This is a genomic window from Haliscomenobacter sp. (genome assembly GCF_965225875.1).
Lineage (GTDB): Bacteria > Bacteroidota > Bacteroidia > Chitinophagales > Saprospiraceae > Haliscomenobacter.
In genome coordinates, this window is the sequence record NZ_CBDDBS010000003.1 from 1,647,289 (window position 1) to 1,666,287 (window position 18,999).

Consider the following 18,999-nt stretch of genomic DNA (forward strand, 5'->3'; position numbering starts at 1 on the left):
TAGCCGAGTCTTTATACACATAAAGGCTGGAATCTAGTCAAAATCCCTATTGATGATCTTAAATTTAGTCACTTGCTTGCTTGATTGATTTGGTTCTTGTTTTTACCTTACTGATCAAATATCTCATGATGTGTATAAATCTAGAAATAAGGACTTAAGTTTGGCCAACAGAGATAGAAAAGGAGTGCTGACTAAGCAGAGACACATGCACCTTGGAGCAACTAAGTAAAAGGTGAAGTAGGCTAGTGCTTAAGTTCGCTTTAATTAAAAAAAGAAAATAAATATGTATTTAGAAAAAGACTTTAGACGGAGATTTATCTCTCAAAATGAAATATTCTCCGACGCTGTAAAATTTGCAATATACACTTTTTTTCTTTTAGCCACTCACCTTTTTTTAGAACCTCCAATACATGAGGGATTAATCCTTCTATTGATTTTGATGATTATTATATCCAAAATGAAATCGTATGCAATTATTTTTAAAATTTCGCTCCTATTGTTAGTTGGAAATATTCCATTTATTTTAGATCACATTGAAAAACTTTTAAATTTCCATCCAACAGAAAACACAGATTACTATTTTTACACAAATGATTTTTTTACAGAATGGAGCTTTTTAAGGAAGTTTTTAATTTTATCGTTGGCCTGTTTAATGTTAATGATTTTCCTTGAACTTAGATTTGTTGCAATATTTTTCTTTGGTTTTACCTCCTTTTTAATCTCTTCATTAGTTGATTTTTTTGAGATAGAATTTTGGGCTTTCGAACTAATTTCTTTTGCGATATTATTTTTTCTTTCATTAGCATTGGATTATTTACTTGATATCGATTACGCCTATTGGGGCTATTTCGAATTAGGGTTATTTTCTTATTTTTTAGTTGTTCAAAATGAAGTCTTTTACAGAGATTCAAACCAATCAATTATTTCTATTTTATTTCCTCTTGTTGTAGGCATTTTGCTTAATCGGAGGATACTGTTTTTATTTGGAATTATAGGTTTGATTGTAACACTTTTGAGGTTATTTTTTCAACATGAAGGTATTTTACTGATTGTTCCATTAGCCATACTTTTGATACCATCGAAGTTTTCAAAAATTAGCTATATTTTTTCATGGGTAAAACTTCAAAGCCTAAAAGTATTGCCTAAAATAATTAATCTTATTCATTTTAACAGAGTTGAAAGCTAAGCCATGATAAAAAGAGCGATATTTATTACCTTAACAGTATTACTAGCATTAATTCTCAATGGATGTAGTGGTGTTTCCAATAATGCACCTCAACTACCACCATCACAAGTTCCCAGAACACTTAGTTCAGGACAGATTGTCTATGAAATACCTGATACCATGGCAGTTAATGTGAGAAGTGAAATTAGACTTAGAATAGCGAGATTAATTCAAGATGAAATTTTTAGAGAAGGACTTGGGGAGAATGTTGACCAATATTCCATTCAAGTTTCTGACATTATGGAAGTACAATTAAATGATGAATCAGGTGCCGAAGATTGCTTTAAAATCTCAGAAATTTCAGAGAGAGAACAACTATTACTTCATCAGGATTTCACAGAGTGGGCATGGTATGTTACTCCGCTAAAAGCAGGCAATTGTTTGTTAAATATAAAAGTAAATGCAATAATACCTATTGAAGGGACTGATAGAAAAAAATCTGTTATAGTTCTTGAAAAAGAAGTCAAGATAATAGCTATAAAAGGAGAATTTTTTAGCAATAAAATTTGGGCATTTTCTGATATATTAATGTTCGTTTCATTGATTGGAATATTTGTGTTTATAGTTTACAAGAGAATTGCCCAAAAAGAAACCATCGAACTAAGTATCTCAGAATTAAAGAAAATGATTGCGAAAGATGATTCAGAAATTGTGATTAAAAAGCTCTATTCAATTTTTTCAAATCTAAAAAACCAAAAGGCTTTAAAAGAAGTAATTATGCTGTCTGCGAGTTTAAATCAGCTAAATAGTGAGCAAAATATGAACATTATTACTCATGAAGATTCGCAAATAAAGAAGTCAAAAATAAATTATGCTCTCATAAATATTATCGAAAGATACTTAGAAAATGAAACTGAAACGAACGAAGCATAGCCGTCAAGCTTCCCTATGCGGGCAGCCTGCTGCTATACAAACCGTTCTCGGCAAACACCACGAACCAAAAATAAAAGACCAAAATAAAACAAAATCTCTCCAAAATAGTTCACCTTACGATATAAATCAAACAAAAAATCAGGTATGATCATTGCCATATCCATTTTGAAGACGACTCTGCCTGGGATTTCATGTACGAAATCGAAGAAGTCTCATTCATGCCTTGAGAAAACAACCTACTTTTCCAAAAACTTCAAGCGATATCCCTATCTTTGATTTAAGCCCTTAGCTTATTTACACATGCCCCACAGCCGAAGTAACTTGAGGCAAAACAAGGCCAGCTTCCACACAATGTCCCTCAAAACAAAACCCACAACGCCAACCCCACCAAAGCAATTTTTTTAAAAACTATTAAACAAACAAATTCATTTTCAAAATGATTTACACACTCAAACACTTAGCAAAACCAGCTATTCTTACCTCCATGCTCGCCCTGGCGGTATCCGCAATGGCTCAAGACGGTACAATCTATCCGCTCGACGCTCCTGCCGAGCCGAAAGCCATTCTACTCGGCACTGGTGGTGTTGACAACCAACCCGCCAAGGAGAGCTGGTTCCGCCAGTGGGGCGACCCAATGGCGCGGAACATCACCACGGCAACCCTTACCCCCTTCCTGCCCGAACCTGGCAAGGCGAACGGTACAGCCGTGATCGTGGCACCTGGGGGTGGTTACAGGTGGCTTTCGATGGGCAACGAGGGCTGGGAGGTCGCAGAGGCACTCGCGAAAAAGGGGATCGCCGCCTTTGTGCTCAAGTATCGGCTCATCCCGACCCCAGAGTCTCTCGAAGACTTCAAGGCATGGATGAATCGCCCGCGCACCGCACCAGCTCCGTCTGCAGATACTGCACGGGGTGTAACACCGCCGCGTCCTCCACAGCAGGATCTATCCAACCAGCTCGAAGATGCTGAGGCCGCCTACGCCATGATCGTCAACCGGGCTAAGGAGTGGGGTGTTGACACCAAAAGAATTGGCATGATCGGCTTTTCGGCTGGTGCCGGACTCACAATGCACGCAACGCTCCACTCAAAGACCATGCAACTGGCCTTCATCGGTCCAATTTATGGCGGTATGGGCCCGGTAGAGGTGCCGAAGAACGCACCGCCCATGTTCAATGTTATCGCTTCTGATGATTTTCTCTTCCGCAGTCAATTCGGCATTATCGATTCCTGGTTCAAAGCGGGTCGGCCTGTAGAGTTTCACCTTTACCAAAACGGCGGCCACGGTTTCGGCCTCGGGAATCCCAACCGAACCAGCAATCGTTGGTTCGATGCCTTTATTCACTGGCTGGATGTGAACAAGTTTCTAGCCCCCATGCCTGGGAAGTGATTGCGGGGTCAGTTAATCTCACATTGCGCATTTTATTTACCACAGAGTTTCACGGAGTACACGCGGAGTTTCACGGAGTTTTTTAGTATAAAGGAGTTTGCCACCTGCGGTGGCTGGAGTTTGTGCTCCAGAAAAATCTTGCTTGAGACAAGCCAGTGATAATGGGACTTGATAAAAGGACCCGAGCTTCAATAATGGCGATCTCCATATCCTCTTCGCACCGCAGGTGCCTCTAAAAAACTCCGTGAAACTCCGCGTTTACTCCGTGAAACTCTGCGGTAAAAAATGCGTAAATCCTTATTCACCGACTAAAAAAATAAGCACTCCAAAACATCTACCATGTACTTCCCCAACCTCGACCCGACCACCTTCTACGACAACGACGACTACGCCCTCGCCAACTACGTCAGCGACCCACCCTCAGACGAATTGATCCACTCCATCGAAACAGAACTCGGCTACAAACTGCCTGCCGCCTACATCGCCTTGATGAAAATTCAAAACGGTGGTATGCCCAGGAACAACTGCTTCCCAATCCCCAACGCTCCGGCAAACAGCTACGTCGCAATTACTAATATTCTTGGTATTGGCCGGGAAAAAACCTATTCGCTTTGTGGCGAACTCGGCTCACAATTCATGATCGACGAATGGGGTTATCCCGATACAGGCGTCTACATTTGTGATTGCCCTTCCGGCGGGCACGACATGGTTATGTTGGATTATTCCAATTGTGGGCCAGAGGGTGAACCCGAGGTTGTGCACATTGATCAGGAATTTGACTACCGCAAAACGTTTCTGGCTCAGGATTTTGCTAGTTTTGTAAATGGACTGGTCCCTGAAGAAACTTTCCAAACTTGAAACCCTAAAAATATGACCAACCTACCGCCTCCTCGCCTTCACGTACTCCTCGCCTCCCAGGCACCCCTTGGAGTCGTCATCCGGCGCGGCCCATCCAAGCAGTTTTGTACCCTATTGTGGAATCGCCAAACCGACACCTTCACCATGGGTCAATGGCTCAAAGGCCGCATTTACGAACACCGCTCCGACCTGTCGCCGGACGGGAAACATTTTCTCTATTTCGCTATGAACGCCCGACGCTCTCATCAAGGGCCTACCTGCTGGACTGCTATCTCCCGCGCACCTTACCTGAGGGCCATTGCCTTGTACGGCGATGAAGAAACCTGGTTTGGGGGCGGGCGTTTCCTGGACAACAAAACCTATTACGTGAATGGGGGCTTTTTTTTCCACATACTTCGAGAATCGAAGGAGGTTGTGATGAAAAAGCCTGACCCTAAAGCGCCAGTTATCTCTTTGCAGGAGGCGATGCAAAATGCCAAATACCCTATGACCGGGGATTTAGGCGTGTATTGCCATCGATTGGAGCGGGATGCTTGGTCGCTCGCTACCCGAGAAACAAAAAACCACTTTGTATTCGAAAAACCTTTTGGACGCAATTGGATGCTAAGGTCGAAGGTCAACCAAGGGTCGCCAAAGGGGGCAGGCAAATCTTCTACCTGGAGCGAATATTCCCTGGAACACTTACCAACAGGAACGGTGCAGCATTTCCCCGATTGGGATTGGGCTGATGTCGACCGGTCGCGATTGGTTTGGGCAGCTAAAGGGCAAATTTGGGCCGGACGGCTAGATGACAATGGCCTCAAGGAAGAAAAAATGCTGCACGATTTTAATGACATGCGCTTTGAGGCAATCAAGGCACCTTATGAATGAGATACAATTGTGCTAGGGCAAATGGAGTTGAAGTCCTTATTTTTGGGCTAAACAAGACTCAATGTGATTTGATTATCAAGTGATTGATACATTTTCTACATCCACCAAGAACCTGATAATCAACTCACCCCTTCCTAATCCACCTTCCCCGCCAAATCCAACACAAAGGCCCATTCCCTGGCCGTTTCCTTCAAGCGAGCAAAACGCCCCGAAGCGCCGCCATGCCCGGCTTCCATATTGGTGTGCAAGAGCAGCGGATTTTGATCCGTTTTGAGCAAACGAAGTTTAGCCACCCACTTGGCGGGCTCCCAATACTGCACTTGAGAATCGTGTAAACCCGTGGTCACCAGCATGGCCGGATAATCCTTGGCTTCCACATTATCGTAAGGTGAATAAGACTTCATGTAGTGGTAATACTCCTCTTCGTTGGGATTGCCCCATTCGTCGTATTCAAAAGTGGTGAGTGGAATGGTGTCGTCGAGCATAGTGGTCACCACATCCACAAAGGGGACTGCCGCTACTATTCCCTTCCACAAATCGGGCTGGAAATTGACCACCGCCCCCATCAACAAACCTCCCGCACTGCCTCCCATGGCGTACAAGTTTCCGGAATAGGTATAATTATTGGCAATCAGCCATTCTGCACAGTCGATAAAATCGTAGAAGGTGTTCTTTTTTTCCAACAACTTACCTGTGTCGTACCAGTGCCGCCCCATTTCCTCGCCGCCCCGAATGTGGGCAATCGCGTAGGCAAAGCCCCGGTTCAACAAACTCAATCGCGCGGAACTAAAGTAAGGTTCCATGCTGTAGCCATAAGAGCCATAAGCATAAAGCAGCAAGGGCTGTTTGCCATCCTTCACAAAATCGCGGTGGTACACAATCGACATTGGCACCTGCACGCCGTCGCGAGCAGTGACAAAAACCCGCTCCGAGCGGTAGTTTTCCTTGTTGAATCCACCCAGCACTGGTTCTTCTTTCAACAGCGTAAATTCCTTGGTCCGCATGTTGTAATCGAAAGTAGAATTGGGTGTAGTGAGCGATTGGTAGCCAATGCGCAACAATTCAGTATCCGACTCCGGGTTGATGCCCACGTATGCCAGATAAGCTTCCTCTTCGAAAGGAATGTAGTGCTCATTTTGCCCCGACCAGGTGCGAATCCAGAGTTGGGTGATGCCCGCTTTGCGCTCTGAAATCACGTAATAATCCTTGAAAAACTCCATGTTTTCGAACAACACATCGGCCCGGTGTGGAATCAACTCCACCCAATGTTCCTGGGTCGTTTGCTCTTCGCCGCAGTACATCAGGCGGAAGTTTTTGGCATCGAGGTTGGTGCGAACGTAGAAACGATCCCCAAAATGGTCGATGTCGTATTCTAAGCCTCGCACACGAGGGGCAAATACTTTGAAAGCCGCTTCAGGCGTGGTGGCATCCAGGTACAGGTATTCCGAGGTGATGGTTTGCTGAGAAGCAATCACGATGAATTTTTTGGACTTGCTAATCCCCACCCCTACATCAAAGGTCTCATCGGGTTCGTGGAATACCTCCACATCGGCCTCGGCGGGAGTGCCGAGTTTGTGGCGGAAAATTTTGTAGCCCCGCAGGGTTTGTGGGTCTTTGGCCGTATAAAAAAAGTGCAGATTGTCTTTGGCCCAAACCGCCACACCCGTGGTATTGGGAATTTCATCTGCTAAAAACTCGCCAGTTTCCAAATCCCGCAGCTTGATGGTGTAAATCCGCCGGCTTACCGTGTCTTCACCAAAGGCCAGGTACCGGTTGTCAAAACTGACACTTTTGCTGCCAATCGAAAAATAGCTGTGCGGCTTGGCCATTTCAGGTACGTTGAGGATGATTTCCTCGGCAGCGTCCTGAGTGCCTTTTTTGCGGGTATGAAAGGGGTATTCGGCACCTTCTTCAAAACGGTTTTGGTACCAATAGCCATTTTCAAAGTAGGGCACCGATTGGTCATCTTGTTTGAAGCGAGCCACCATTTCGGTGTAAAGGGTTTCCCGAAAATCCTTGGTATTGGCCATAACCGCCTCGGTATAGGCATTTTCGGCGTTGAGGTAGGCCAGCACTTCGGGGTTTTCGCGCTCATTGAGCCAAAAATAATCGTCGATGCGTTGATCGCCGTGGGTGACCAGTATTTTGGGATCGCGCTTCGCAATGGGTGCGCTAATGTTGCTTGTCTGCATGAGGTAAAATGTCTCGTGTGGGCGGTAAAAATACGCTAAGGGAATGGATAGGGGGAGAATAAGTTGAAAAATTTCTGTGCTTTTATTTCCAAATCCTTGACGAATTCTAACCCAAAGCTTCCGAATTCTCTTTTTCACCCGCCAATTGTAAACAAGGCGGCATCTTTAATGCGTTAATCTATTGTAATATTTCATCTATATAATTAAGCGAATCATGAAAAAAAGAGCCTGTTTTTTGACGATTATCTGTATGTGGGGTTTCTTGAATGCTCAAGCCCCTTTTTCCCTGGAGGATACTCAAATGGATGCTTATTTTAGCAATCCAACAAATGTTCCGGTCATCAAAGGACGTTTGTTGAATTGTACAGCCGGGGATTTGGATACCCTATCAGTCCGATATGTGCTGGTAGTTCCCAATTCGGAGCGGCAGACCACCCACTATGCAGACCTAAAAAAGGACGGTTCATTTGAAATCAAGTTGGATTACGCACTTCGTTATCAACAGGTTTTTTTGATGTTGCCCTACAGTTTTATAGAAGTGATTGCACACAAAGGTTTGTATGTGGAAGCAGATTTAAAAGAATTGAGAAACGTCTACTTGAGGTATAAACACAGCACCGACTCCATGAATATGTATCAAAAAATAAACTTTAGTGGCCCTGATTCATCCCTTTGTCAATTAAAACAATGGTACCACAAATTTGAGCCCGAGGTAAAAGAGCAATTTTATACCTTACAACGCACTGCTATGAATTTCAAACTACCAACCAGTGAAAACTTCAGGTTGTGGAATCAGGCTTTCGATTTGATTGCAGAACACCAAAATCGCTTTTTAGAAAAATTCTCCTCCAAAGATGCATGGCTACTTGAAAACGAGCGATTGTCTGAATATTATGCTCACCACTTTGTCTTTCACTGGAATAAACCCATCCCCAAAGACGGAAGTTTAGACGCTGCACTGCGGCACCAACCATTGCTGATTTCCAATGATGGCATCGCCTACTATCGTTACCTACAAATGATGTTGTCGGTTGCCCACAAAGGTGATCCATTGAAGGGTTTTGAAGAAATCCTGATGCCACCCAGGAAAGCTGATTTGGTAAAAATAATGGGTGGCCCGGAAGGTTTATTTGAGCGGGAGGAATACATGGAAAAAATCCTTCCCACTCTACAGGCCTCCTGGTGTAAACAAATCATCCAGGAAGAATTAAGTAGCAAAAAGAAACAAACCGAACAAATCAACAACAACCTCAAAAACATGCCCCTAAGCACGACCAAAACCACTTTGGGCAAGTTTGTTGGTTCTTTACCCCAAGGCGCCAGTTTGTACAGTGCCGAGGAGAAAAACATCGATAGCTTGGTACAACGCATTCGGGCCCTGTACCCCAATCAAGCAATCATCCTGGATGTATGGGCTACCTGGTGTGCCCCTTGTATCAGCGACATGAAAAACAGCAAAGAGGCCAAGGAGCAATTGAAAAAACTACCCGTTAAAGTGGTTTACCTGTGCGTAAATAGTAACTCTGACGAAGAAAAATGGAAAAAGAAAGTCGCTGAGCTAGGGGTGGATGGAGATCATATTTGGTTGACAGGCGATTTGTCAACCAGAATTATGGAGCGCTACGGCCTGACTGGATACCCGAGTTATATTTTTATTGATGCCAAAGGTACCTATCATCCTAAGTACATCAAAAGCATTCAAAATCTGGATTTTGATGCATTAAAGAAAAAATTGTAATCCCCGTAGGGGCAACCCTTCGTGGTTGCCCCTTACCTGATTTGGGCAACCATAAAGGGCAACCACGGAGGGTCGCCCTTACCCCCGCGCACAATGCAACAACCAATTGTTCCCATATCGATCCGTCAATCCCCCAAACAACGCCCCCCAAAAGGTAGGTTCAATCGGATGTGTCGCTTGCCCACCAATCGACAATTGTTGGTAAATCTCCTGAATTTCGCCCTCATCCTGGCATTCGATCAGGATAGAAACCGCATTGCCTTTGACCAGTCCCTGCTCCCCTACCATGTCCGTTCCCATCAACAACATCGGGCCGCTGCGCAAGGTAGAATGTAAAATATATCCTTTAAGATCATCCGGCATTCGCTCCGCCAGCGGGGATTCTCCGATGGTTTGAAACTCCAGTTCACCGCCCAAACAGCTTCGGTAAAAACTCATGGCTTCGCGGCAATTGCCATTGAACGTAAGGTAGGTGACGAGTTGGTTCATAACATGAATATTATCTACTGCAAAGATGCAGTGTCTTTTTGGCCAAAAAAGGGTGCAAAAACGCCTGTTTCGGGGGTTGATCGCGCCAAAAGGATTCATTACCTTTGACGCATGAAAAAGGTATCAATTCTCGTCCCTGAATCAGCTGTCATGGAGGCAGTAGCCGATCCGCGCTACCTATTCACTGCCGCCAATCAATTTTTGCAATCCGCAGGAAAGCCTCCGCTTTTTGAAGTAGAATTGGTGGGCCAACAACGGGTAGTACTGCTGCACGATGGGGTTTTTGCCGTTCAAACCGACAAAGTCCTGGAGGAAGTACAACAAACCGACCTGATCGTCATCCCGGCCCTGTTTGGCGACATGCAAAGAGCAGTAGCAAAAAATCAGGAATCGATACCCTGGATCATCAAACACCACCTCCGTGGGGCTGAGGTAGCTTCGCTATGTGTGGGTGCTTTTTTATTCGCTTCCACTGGCTTGTTGAAAGGCAAAAAATGCTCCACCCATTGGGCATTTTACAACGAATTCAGGGAAACCTTTCCCGATGTTGAAGTGGCCGATGGCAGCATCATCACCGACGAGCAGGGCTTGTACTCCAGTGGTGGCGCCAACTCTTATTGGAACCTTCTCTTGTACCTGTTGGAAAAATACACCGATCGGGATACCGCCATTTTAGCCGCCAAATATTTTGCCATCGACATTGATCGCAACAATCAGTCGGCTTTTGCCATGTTTACCGGGCAAAAAGACCACAAGGACAAGGAAATTCTCAAAGCCCAAGAGTTTATTGAAATCAATTACGCCGAAAAAATCAGTGTGGATCAATTGGCCGACTCAGTGGTAGTAAGCCGCCGTAGTTTTGAACGGCGCTTCAAACAGGCCACCGGCAATACCGTAGTAGAATACCTCCAAAGGGTAAAAATTGAAGCGGCCAAGCGCAGTTTTGAATCCAGCCGCAAAAACATCAATGAGGTAATGTACGATGTGGGGTATACGGATACGAAAGCCTTTCGCACCGTTTTCAAAAAAATCACCGGATTAACCCCGATTGAATACCGCAACAAGTACAACAAGGAGGTGGTGTTTGTGGATTAATTGCATTTTCGCAAAACTTAGTCACAACCATAGATTTCAGTCGCCTTTCCGAAAGGTCCACCCTTTCGGAAAGTTCTTTAGCGTACGATTTTGTACTGAAGAGCGTGATTGTACGCTTTGTGTTCAGGATTGTACATGCTCAAACGCTTCGAAAGTCTGAAACTTTCGAAGCGGAGCTCCGGGTCGGTGCTTAATGCACAGTATTTCAGCGATTTCCTGTTTTTTTAAACGTTCGCCCGTATGGGCACTTTAATCTCCCGCTCTACAAATACCACCGTCATCAACACCGATACCACAAAATAAGCCCCTACCAGGTACACAAACCAAATCCCCCAATTTTGCGCAGCGCCAAACCAATCGCCGCCCGACTGGTAAATAATGTACAGTCCAAGGGCAGATTTAATGGCTTCAAAATATACCGCAAAAGGGTTGCGGTCCATCAATTCGGTGTAGGCAAAAATGGCCAGAAACAAAAAACCACCGTAGTAAAAAATACCGGGGCTGCCAATTTTTGCTAGGCTGGCAAAAAAGTAGGTCAGCAAAAAGTAGTTGAAAAACATTTGTGCCCAACTCCAGGCAATCAGCGCCCGCGAAGCTTTGGTATCGTATTTTTCAAAGTGGTAAACATCCTTAATGCTTTCCGTAGGGTATTTTTCAATCACATCCGCCGGGCGCCAGCCCGTAGGCATAAACCAAACCCTGATTTTATCCCACCAGCTGCGGGTACGCCAAGCATCTTGCATCAACAGCCACAAGTGTTGAAAATTGATCTTGATGGGGTTCCAGGTGTGCACCGGGCGGGTTACGCCGTATACACAAGGAACATCCGGCAATTCAGCCTGGAAAGTGCCAAAGAGTTTATCCCAAAAAATAAAAATCTGTGCATAGTTTTTATCAATGTATTCCTTGTTCATCGCATGGTGTACGCGGTGGTGCGAGGGCGTAACCAGGATGTATTCCCAAATCCCCATTTTGTTGATGAGCTGGGTATGGTACCAATATTGAAGGAACAGATGCAATGGCCCAATCACCGCCACTACCTGGGTTGGAACCCCTAGCAGCGCAGCTGGCAAAAGCAAAATGGTGAAATAATTGATGAAAGAAGAGATAGATTGCCTCAGTGCACAAGACAAATTAAACTCCTCACTGCTGTGGTGAATGATGTGGCGGTTCCACAAAAAATTGATCTCGTGCGACCAGCGATGGATCCAATATCCTTGAAAATCCACCACGATGAAGGCAATCAGATAAGCCCATACCGAATTGGCGGCCAAATGGGTGAACGCGACCCGCTCTACCAACCATTGATAGGTAATCACACTAATGCCGATGCCCAGCACATCCTTAACCACATTGGTGATCCCGGAGGAGAAACTGGAGACACTATCCAATCCTCGAATGACCTGGGCTCCCCGATACCATTCCACCACTTTTTCCACCAAAAAAAGGATGACAAAGATGGGCATGACAATGTTTAAAATCGTTCCGTAGGCTTCCATTTGCGATCTGTTTGATTAAAGAAATGCCAAATTACAGTATTTTGCTTTTTTGAAAAATAGTTCCCAAAAAAACAGCGAATATTCGCTACTAAAATGCTGTAATAATGTACAAGCTACTACTCAGCTGCCTTCTTTTGGGCAGTGTTTCCTTCCTTAAGGCCCAAGATGTCATCAAAGGCACCATTCTGGATCAAAACGACAAACCTATTCCATATGTCAACATTGGGGTCTTGAATACCGCGATCGGAACGGTTAGTCAGGAAAATGGCCAATTTGAGCTGGTCGTCGATCAAGTTAAAGCAAGTGATACCATCAAAATTTCCACCATCGGTTTCAGCAGCAGGGCTTTTGTGTTGCAAAACCTGCGGAGTATGCTGGCGCAAAATCCACAAATCAAATTAAGCGCCATCCAGTATGATCTGGCTGAAGTCACCATCAAACCCTTGAGTTTTGAGGAGTTTGGTTTTGACAAAACCTCCATGGATCGCAATACCAATTTTGCCATTTCGAAATACCCTCGGCAAAATCTCGGCGCAGAAATTGCCCGGAAGTTCAAAATGAGCAAATACACCAAACTCAGCAAAAGTAAAGCCTGCCGCCTGGACGCGCTCAAGTTTTATCTGGGTTATTGCGATTACGATTGGGCCAAATTGCGGGTGATGGTGTACCATTTGGAGAACGGCCAACCTGGAACACCTCTATTGAATGAAAACGCCATTGTAGAAGTAAAAAAAGGGCAGACGGGCTGGGTTGAAGTCAACCTTAAGCCCTATGATTTAATCGTGGATGAAGACATCGCCATTGGCCTGGAATGGATAGATCATTCGCCTACAGGCAGACGGCTCAGTTTACCCATTGCTTTTCCGGCAGTTGGATCAACTCATTTTTATCAATTCGGGAGTCAGAATGCCTGGAGAAAATTCCCCAACATGTCGACACCTATGGTGATTAAGGTGGCGTACTAAGGTGTCAGTAAGCCTACTTGGTACTGTTTTTTATCCTCCGTTTCTGCATAAATCCAAAGTACCCCACCGGGCAATGCAGCACAAGCACGGGGACAAATTTGGGTTTTGTTGCTACCCAAGGTAGTAAGATGCTCCACTTTTGACGAGCTGAGCAACACTTTAAAAACCGCAGATTTGCCCTTGTCATTGTACATCAAAACCAATTGCTCGTCTTTGACAAGCAAGGCAAAGGAGTCAAAATATCCATAGTCCGCACTGACCTGATTTTTGTATAAATTGATTAAACTACGCGAGTTTAGGTCTGGGGGATAAGTGAACAGGAGTACCTGGCCATGACTACTATTGCCACTTTGGCCAGCTAAAAACTGTTCGGCCAGGAGCGAAATGCGCCCATTCGGTGAAAGCTGTAGACCATGAAACTGGAAATTCGTTAAACGTTTAGATACTCTGGTCAGGGAGTTTAACTCTGAATCGATAAAATGCCCGGCATGGGTTTTTACCTCACCGGTCTTTTGGTCGATGATGCTGGCAAAAGCCCCGAGGGTCTCTTGAAATCCATCATTAAAAAGACCAGCACAGATTACATGCCCCTGGTTATCCAACTCCAACTCCGCTTTTTGCAAATTAAAGTTCCCCAAATGCACTTCGTACTGCCTCAGCATTTGACCGTTGGCACCGAAGTGAAGCACCTTGAAATTGGGATCAACAGTGACTCTCGGTACCCCCTTTTTGGCATGAGTGCTCAACACCATTACCTCAGCATTGTTGGCTACTTCATAATCCAAAAACAAAGTTTCGGGGTCGATCTGGCTGTTTTTGGCCGAAAGAGACCACTCACATTTCATGTCTGCATCAAAGACGGTCAGCCAATTGCGGGACAAATTTTCGGGAACGCCCGGAAAACTATTATATACCAACATTTTACGCTGATCGGCAGAAATTTTTATGGGTAACTGGTCCTCAAATAGCCCTTCGACCCAATTGATTTCCAAGATGTTCCGGGGCTCATGTTTAGGCTCTAAAGTTTCCATGTCAATTTCCTGAGAAAAGGCTCGAACCCTACCTCCAGCGGGGCCACGCCTGCGCCCAATCACATAGAGGCGACCGTCCAGCATCAGCACTCTTTCCAGGTCCAGGCTTCCGGACTTACTTTCCAAACGCAGCATAAGCTGCTTGTCCAGTTTGAGATCATTGTTGTAACGCTGTAAAATCGGGGGTAAAACAGCAGGCCTACGCACATCCGTTAATAACGTAAAAATCCCCATCGAGGTTCTTCCAATGACTTGTCTGATCTGGACATTTTTATCCAGCTTTTGCTGAAGTTCCCCCCATTGTATTTTTTGTCCTTCTAAACAAAACACTTTACAAAAAAGGAGAATGACAATTAGGTATTTCATCGTGGGTCTCGTTTTTAGTTCTTGTTTCGATTTTTTTCGAACTAAAAGTCAATAGTCCAAATGTATCAACTTTGCCCTAAAACTCCAATAACCCGACTTGATAGTGTTTTTTATCCGTCGTTTCAGCATATATCCACAATTCCTTATTAGATAAAGCTGCACAATTGCGGGGGCAAACCTTGATTTTTTCAGTACCGGTGTATTCCAGTGGCGTATTTTGAGCCCCATTGGCATTGAAGCAGGCTTTGCGCATGGGGGTTTTACTCTTATCATTGTAGAGCAAAAGGTACTGTTCATCCTTGGCTAAAAAAGCAAACGAATCGAAATAACCCTGATCAAAACTTATCTGGTTTTTATTCAAACTGAACAATTTTCGGGTGCTTAAATCTGGAGAATAAGCAATCAGGAGAACCTGCCCATAATACCGTTGATCATTGCCTCGGTAAGGTGGCAAAAACTGCTCAGCCACAATGCTGATGCTGCCATTGGCCTCCACGTGTAGCGCCCGCAATTGGTAATCAGGCAAACGTTTGGGGGTACCTTCTAGGGATTGTAAATCCTCGGCACTAAAAGAGTGGATATGAGTTTGCACCCGTCCGGTATTCAAATCGATGGCAATGGCAAAGGCCCCAGTGGTTTCACTTTCCCGATCGCCAAGCAAGCCACCACAGTACAATTGACCAGCCTGATTGAGTTGAATGGCAATTTGGTGCGGATTGGCTGCACCCAGATTAAAATCGTACCATTTGAGTTTACGTCCATATTCCTGGTAGGATAAAATAGCGTATTGGGGCTCGGGGTTTTCCTTTTCACGGTGGGTGGCCAGCACAATCACTTCACCATTGTTGTTGACCTCATAATCCATCAAGTGTACAACGGAAGCTTTCCAGGGAAATTTAGGTTCAATACTCCATAGTGGCATTAAGGCTTCGTCACAGAGCATGAGCCATTTGCGCGAAGAATTGTTGGCTGCATTCGGGAAACGATTGTAAATGAGTAGCTTGCTCCGATCTTCCGATACCTTGTATCCGATTGAGGCATCAAAAACGCCCTGTTCCCAATTGATTTCGTAAATCGGGCGAGGCGCACGGTAGGCCGCTAGCGATTGGGGATCAATTTCCTGTGTGTAGAGGCGTAATTTGTTCAGGGCCGGGTCTTCCAAACTGAGCAAAAGGTGCAAACGGTCTTTGAGCATTACCGCAGTTTCCAATTTCAAATCCCCAAAATCAAAATGCAAACGCAATGGAACCTGTCGCTCTAATTTCAGTTCGGTATTGAAACATTGCAAAACAGGCGGTAAAACGGCAGGATCGCGCATATCGGTCAATAGGGTAAAAATACCCGTGGAAGTTTTCCCAATTACCTGGCTGATGTGCAGGTTTTTATCCGGTTTTTGATGGGGGCGACCCCACTTGACATCCTGGGCAGTTAAGCCCAAATAAAATAGGGTACAAACAGTGGCTACCAGGTATTTCATAACAGGTTCTTTTACTGAAAAATGGTAAAAAGCGTAAGGTGCCCGGTGTAGATGCTGGGCAGAATACAGTAGCCGATTGATTATTCTGGTTGGAATGAATATTGGCGAATATAATTGCTTAATGTGAAAAAGCAAGGTTAATTTTTGTGAATTCTTTTTGTTTAATTATTTATCCTTGGCGATTAACCATATGATTTTTGCTTATTCCTTGTTCTTGCGCGGTGCAGTGGGATACCTGGCTTCCAATGCTTTTAACAAGCGGGTTTGGATAAAGGCCAACAAGGCAGCAGCAGCGAGTACCAAGAGGGTGTGCTTAAACCTGGATTCGAGGTCTCTTTCCGGACCACTCCACAGGTCGATGAAGATAAAAGTGATGACAAAAACGGACATTCTGGCTATAAAACGGATCGCGTTCATTCGCTTATTTTTTCAGGACTTGTTTCCAAATTGGGTTTGTTTTTAGGCTTGTAGGAAGATTGATAGGGGTATTTTTTATGCAGCCAACCAAAAAGAAAGTGATTGATCAGTGCTATGATGATGAGCAAAGCAAGGTGAAGAATTCTTAATTTCGTTGACTGTTCTGGATTGGTATACCAATTCAAAAGGAACAGCGGCACTACAAAAAGAACCAAGCTTAAAATTAAATTCCTAATTTTCATCATTTCTAATTTTTCGTCAATATACTACTTTGGCTTTTCGCCTACAAGTCATTATAAATATGTTTTGACCAACACCATTTTTTCTTCGGCCAATGCTTGAATAATTGCCCGGAAAAAGTGAAACTTAGAGCTTGTTTAAGATTTTTGGGCGGAAGCGAAAACGAGGCCATTTTTGCATAAATGAGGCATGAAAAGCGGAGTTTAGCAGCGCTAAATGAGCATTTTCGGAACGAAATTTAGGCAAAAATTGGCCGTTTGCAGCCCGAACAAAAATTTAAACAAGCTCTAAGGCATCCAAAACCAGCAATTTTGATTTTACCAAGTTCTATCCAGGAAGTCAACGACGCGGCGAAAATTGAAGAAGTCGTCGGCGATTTTGTGAACCTCAAGCGACGTGGGGCCAACTACAGCGGCCTATGCCCCTTCCACAACGAAAAATCTCCTTCCTTCAACGTCAATCCGGCGCGCAACATCTTCAAGTGTTTTGGTTGCGGCAAAGCAGGTGATCCGATCACCTTTGTGATGGAACACGAGCAGGTCTCGTACCCCGAAGCCATTCGTTTTTTGGCCAAAAAGTACCGCATTGAGCTAAAGGAAACCGAATCCTCCGACCAGCAGCGCCAGGAACAACAAGCTATTGATAGCCTTTATTTGATCAACCAGTTTGCGCAAGAATATTTTCAAACCCAATTGTTCGATACCGACAAAGGGCGCAGTGTGGGCCTTTCCTACTTCAAACAAAGGGGCTTTCGGGAAGAAACCATCAAAAAATTTGGCCTGGGTTTTGCCCAAAACGACATGGATGGGCTCCTGCGAGCCGGGAAACAAAAGGGATACAACACCGACCAACTGAAAAAACTGGGTTTAGTCACCCAATACGACCGCGACTTTTTCCGCGAGCGGGTCATGTTTTCGATCCACAACCTGACGGGCAAGGTCATCGCCTTCGCTGGGCGGATCATGGCCAAAGACCCTAAGCAGCCCAAGTACATCAACTCGCCGGAAACGGAGATTTATTACAAAAGCAAAGTCCTCTACGGCATCTTTTTTGCCAAAAAAGCCATCCGCCAGTTTGACGAATGCCTGCTGGTGGAAGGTTATACGGATGTGATTTCCCTGCATCAATCGGGGATTGAAAATGTGGTGGCCTCTTCAGGTACCGCGCTCACTCCCGACCAGATCCGCCTGATCAAACGTTTTACCAACAACATCAAAATCATTTACGACGGCGATGCGGCGGGTATTAAAGCGGCATTGCGCGGGCTCGATCTGGCCCTGGCCGAAGATATGAACGTACGCCTGGTGCTTTTGCCCGATCAGGAAGACCCGGATTCGTACATCCAAAAGGTGGGTTCGGAGGCCTTTTTGGCATATCTGAAGGAAAAAGGCAAAGACATCGTCCAATTTGAAACCGAACTGCTGCTCAAGGAAGCGGGAGACGACCCCACCCGGCGAGCGGGTGTTTTGGGCCAAATTGCCAATACCATCTCCAAAATCAAAAATCCCCTGCGTCGCGATGAGTACGTGAAGGTGACCCGACAGGTACTGGGCGTCGATGAGGGGCGGATGATTTTTGAAGTCAACAAACTGCTGCGCCGCGATCTGGAAAAACACCAGGCGTTGGAAGGGGTTACACCGCCGAGTTCGGATGATTCCTTCCCGACAGAGGAATACGTATCCAATCCGGTGATGGCCGAGGCGGAAATGAGTGTAGGGGATGAATTTCAGGAGAAACACATCGCCCATATCCTCATCAATGCCGGGGGTGAGTGGTACGATCAGGCGCACAATACCACCGTAGCCCAATACGTGTGGATCAACATCGAAGACGTCATCGATTATTTCGATAGCAATTTGTATAAAAAAGTGGTAGTCGAGATCATGCAACGCGTCAACCAGGGACTCGACATTTCGGCGCAATACTTCATCAACCACCCCGACACGGATGTGCGCCAATTGGCCTCCACGGTGCTGACTAGCCCCTATGAATTCAGCGAAAACTGGGAGCTAAAACACGAGGTTTTCCTCAATCAGCGCAAACCGGAGGACAATTACTTCAAAGACGCAGAAGCGGCAGTCAAGCGCCTGAAATTGCGCAAAATCGGGCGGATCATCGCGGACAATCACGCAAAAATGAAGGTGATCAATCAGGGCGATGTGGAGCAGTTGCTGCCGCTGATTAAGCTGGATCAGAAGTTGAAGGCGATGCGGAACCAGTTGGCTGGGGAATTGGGGATGGTGGTGGTGAAATAATTCTATGTACCAAATCTATTTT

General features: G+C 45.1%; 15 protein-coding genes. 9 read left to right on the forward strand and 6 right to left on the reverse strand.

Annotation, left to right across the window (positions count from 1 at the left end):
- Window positions 1–283: 283 nt before the first annotated feature.
- The 5 genes from ACO08K_RS26930 (at window position 284) to ACO08K_RS26950 (ending at window position 5,213) form a co-directional block, all read left to right on the forward strand.
- Window positions 284–1,186, forward strand: coding sequence for a hypothetical protein (locus ACO08K_RS26930; protein WP_421799595.1), 903 nt, complete (start codon window positions 284–286; stop codon window positions 1,184–1,186).
- A 3-nt stretch (window positions 1,187–1,189) separates the two neighbouring features.
- Window positions 1,190–2,098, forward strand: coding sequence for a hypothetical protein (locus ACO08K_RS26935; RefSeq protein ID WP_421799596.1), 909 nt, complete (start codon window positions 1,190–1,192; stop codon window positions 2,096–2,098).
- A gap of 436 nt (window positions 2,099–2,534) precedes the next feature.
- The gene (locus ACO08K_RS26940; RefSeq protein WP_421799597.1) at window positions 2,535–3,485 is read left to right on the forward strand and encodes an alpha/beta hydrolase; all 951 of its coding nucleotides are present in this window, start codon (window positions 2,535–2,537) and stop codon (window positions 3,483–3,485) included.
- A 339-nt stretch (window positions 3,486–3,824) separates the two neighbouring features.
- Window positions 3,825–4,343, forward strand: a complete 519-nt coding sequence (locus ACO08K_RS26945) for an SMI1/KNR4 family protein (protein WP_421799598.1) — start codon at window positions 3,825–3,827, stop codon at window positions 4,341–4,343.
- Window positions 4,344–4,355: 12 nt separating this feature from the next.
- Entirely contained in the window at window positions 4,356–5,213 is an 858-nt protein-coding gene (locus ACO08K_RS26950; protein WP_421799599.1) for a hypothetical protein, read from the forward strand.
- 134 nt (window positions 5,214–5,347) lie between these two features.
- Here ACO08K_RS26950 and ACO08K_RS26955 read toward each other — a convergent pair whose 3' ends face one another.
- Window positions 5,348–7,405: a S9 family peptidase gene (locus ACO08K_RS26955; RefSeq protein ID WP_421799600.1), complete on the reverse strand. Its 2,058-nt coding sequence runs from the start codon at window positions 7,403–7,405 to the stop codon at window positions 5,348–5,350.
- Window positions 7,406–7,619: 214 nt separating this feature from the next.
- On the opposite strand from ACO08K_RS26955, the gene ACO08K_RS26960 reads away from it, so the two are divergent.
- Complete coding sequence (locus ACO08K_RS26960; RefSeq protein ID WP_421799601.1) at window positions 7,620–9,143, forward strand: TlpA family protein disulfide reductase; 1,524 nt, start codon at window positions 7,620–7,622, stop codon at window positions 9,141–9,143.
- A 78-nt stretch (window positions 9,144–9,221) separates the two neighbouring features.
- Here ACO08K_RS26960 and ACO08K_RS26965 read toward each other — a convergent pair whose 3' ends face one another.
- Window positions 9,222–9,632, reverse strand: a complete 411-nt coding sequence (locus ACO08K_RS26965; protein ID WP_421799602.1) for a VOC family protein — start codon at window positions 9,630–9,632, stop codon at window positions 9,222–9,224.
- Between the two features lie 111 nt (window positions 9,633–9,743).
- Here ACO08K_RS26965 and ACO08K_RS26970 point away from each other — a divergent pair, with 111 nt between their 5' ends.
- Entirely contained in the window at window positions 9,744–10,727 is a 984-nt protein-coding gene (locus tag ACO08K_RS26970; protein ID WP_421799603.1) for a GlxA family transcriptional regulator, read from the forward strand.
- Window positions 10,728–10,951: 224 nt separating this feature from the next.
- Here ACO08K_RS26970 and ACO08K_RS26975 read toward each other — a convergent pair whose 3' ends face one another.
- Window positions 10,952–12,226: a sterol desaturase family protein gene (locus ACO08K_RS26975; RefSeq protein ID WP_421799604.1), complete on the reverse strand. Its 1,275-nt coding sequence runs from the start codon at window positions 12,224–12,226 to the stop codon at window positions 10,952–10,954.
- 104 nt (window positions 12,227–12,330) lie between these two features.
- On the opposite strand from ACO08K_RS26975, the gene ACO08K_RS26980 reads away from it, so the two are divergent.
- On the forward strand, window positions 12,331–13,191 hold the full coding sequence (locus ACO08K_RS26980) for a carboxypeptidase-like regulatory domain-containing protein (RefSeq protein WP_421799605.1): 861 nt from the start codon (window positions 12,331–12,333) through the stop codon (window positions 13,189–13,191).
- On the opposite strand, the gene ACO08K_RS26985 is transcribed toward ACO08K_RS26980, so the two are convergent.
- From ACO08K_RS26985 to ACO08K_RS26995, 3 genes are all read right to left on the reverse strand, one after another.
- Window positions 13,188–14,588: a hypothetical protein gene (locus ACO08K_RS26985; RefSeq protein WP_421799606.1), complete on the reverse strand. Its 1,401-nt coding sequence runs from the start codon at window positions 14,586–14,588 to the stop codon at window positions 13,188–13,190. The genes ACO08K_RS26980 and ACO08K_RS26985 overlap by 4 nt on opposite strands.
- 76 nt (window positions 14,589–14,664) lie before the next feature.
- Window positions 14,665–16,065, reverse strand: coding sequence for a hypothetical protein (locus ACO08K_RS26990; RefSeq protein WP_421799607.1), 1,401 nt, complete (start codon window positions 16,063–16,065; stop codon window positions 14,665–14,667).
- A 201-nt stretch (window positions 16,066–16,266) separates the two neighbouring features.
- A complete protein-coding gene (locus ACO08K_RS26995) occupies window positions 16,267–16,482 on the reverse strand; it encodes a hypothetical protein (RefSeq protein ID WP_421799608.1) in 216 nt (71 codons plus the stop codon).
- A 551-nt stretch (window positions 16,483–17,033) separates the two neighbouring features.
- On the opposite strand from ACO08K_RS26995, the gene dnaG reads away from it, so the two are divergent.
- Window positions 17,034–18,977, forward strand: coding sequence for a DNA primase (gene dnaG / locus ACO08K_RS27000; protein WP_421799609.1), 1,944 nt, complete (start codon window positions 17,034–17,036; stop codon window positions 18,975–18,977).
- The last annotated feature ends 22 nt before the right edge of the window (window positions 18,978–18,999 follow it).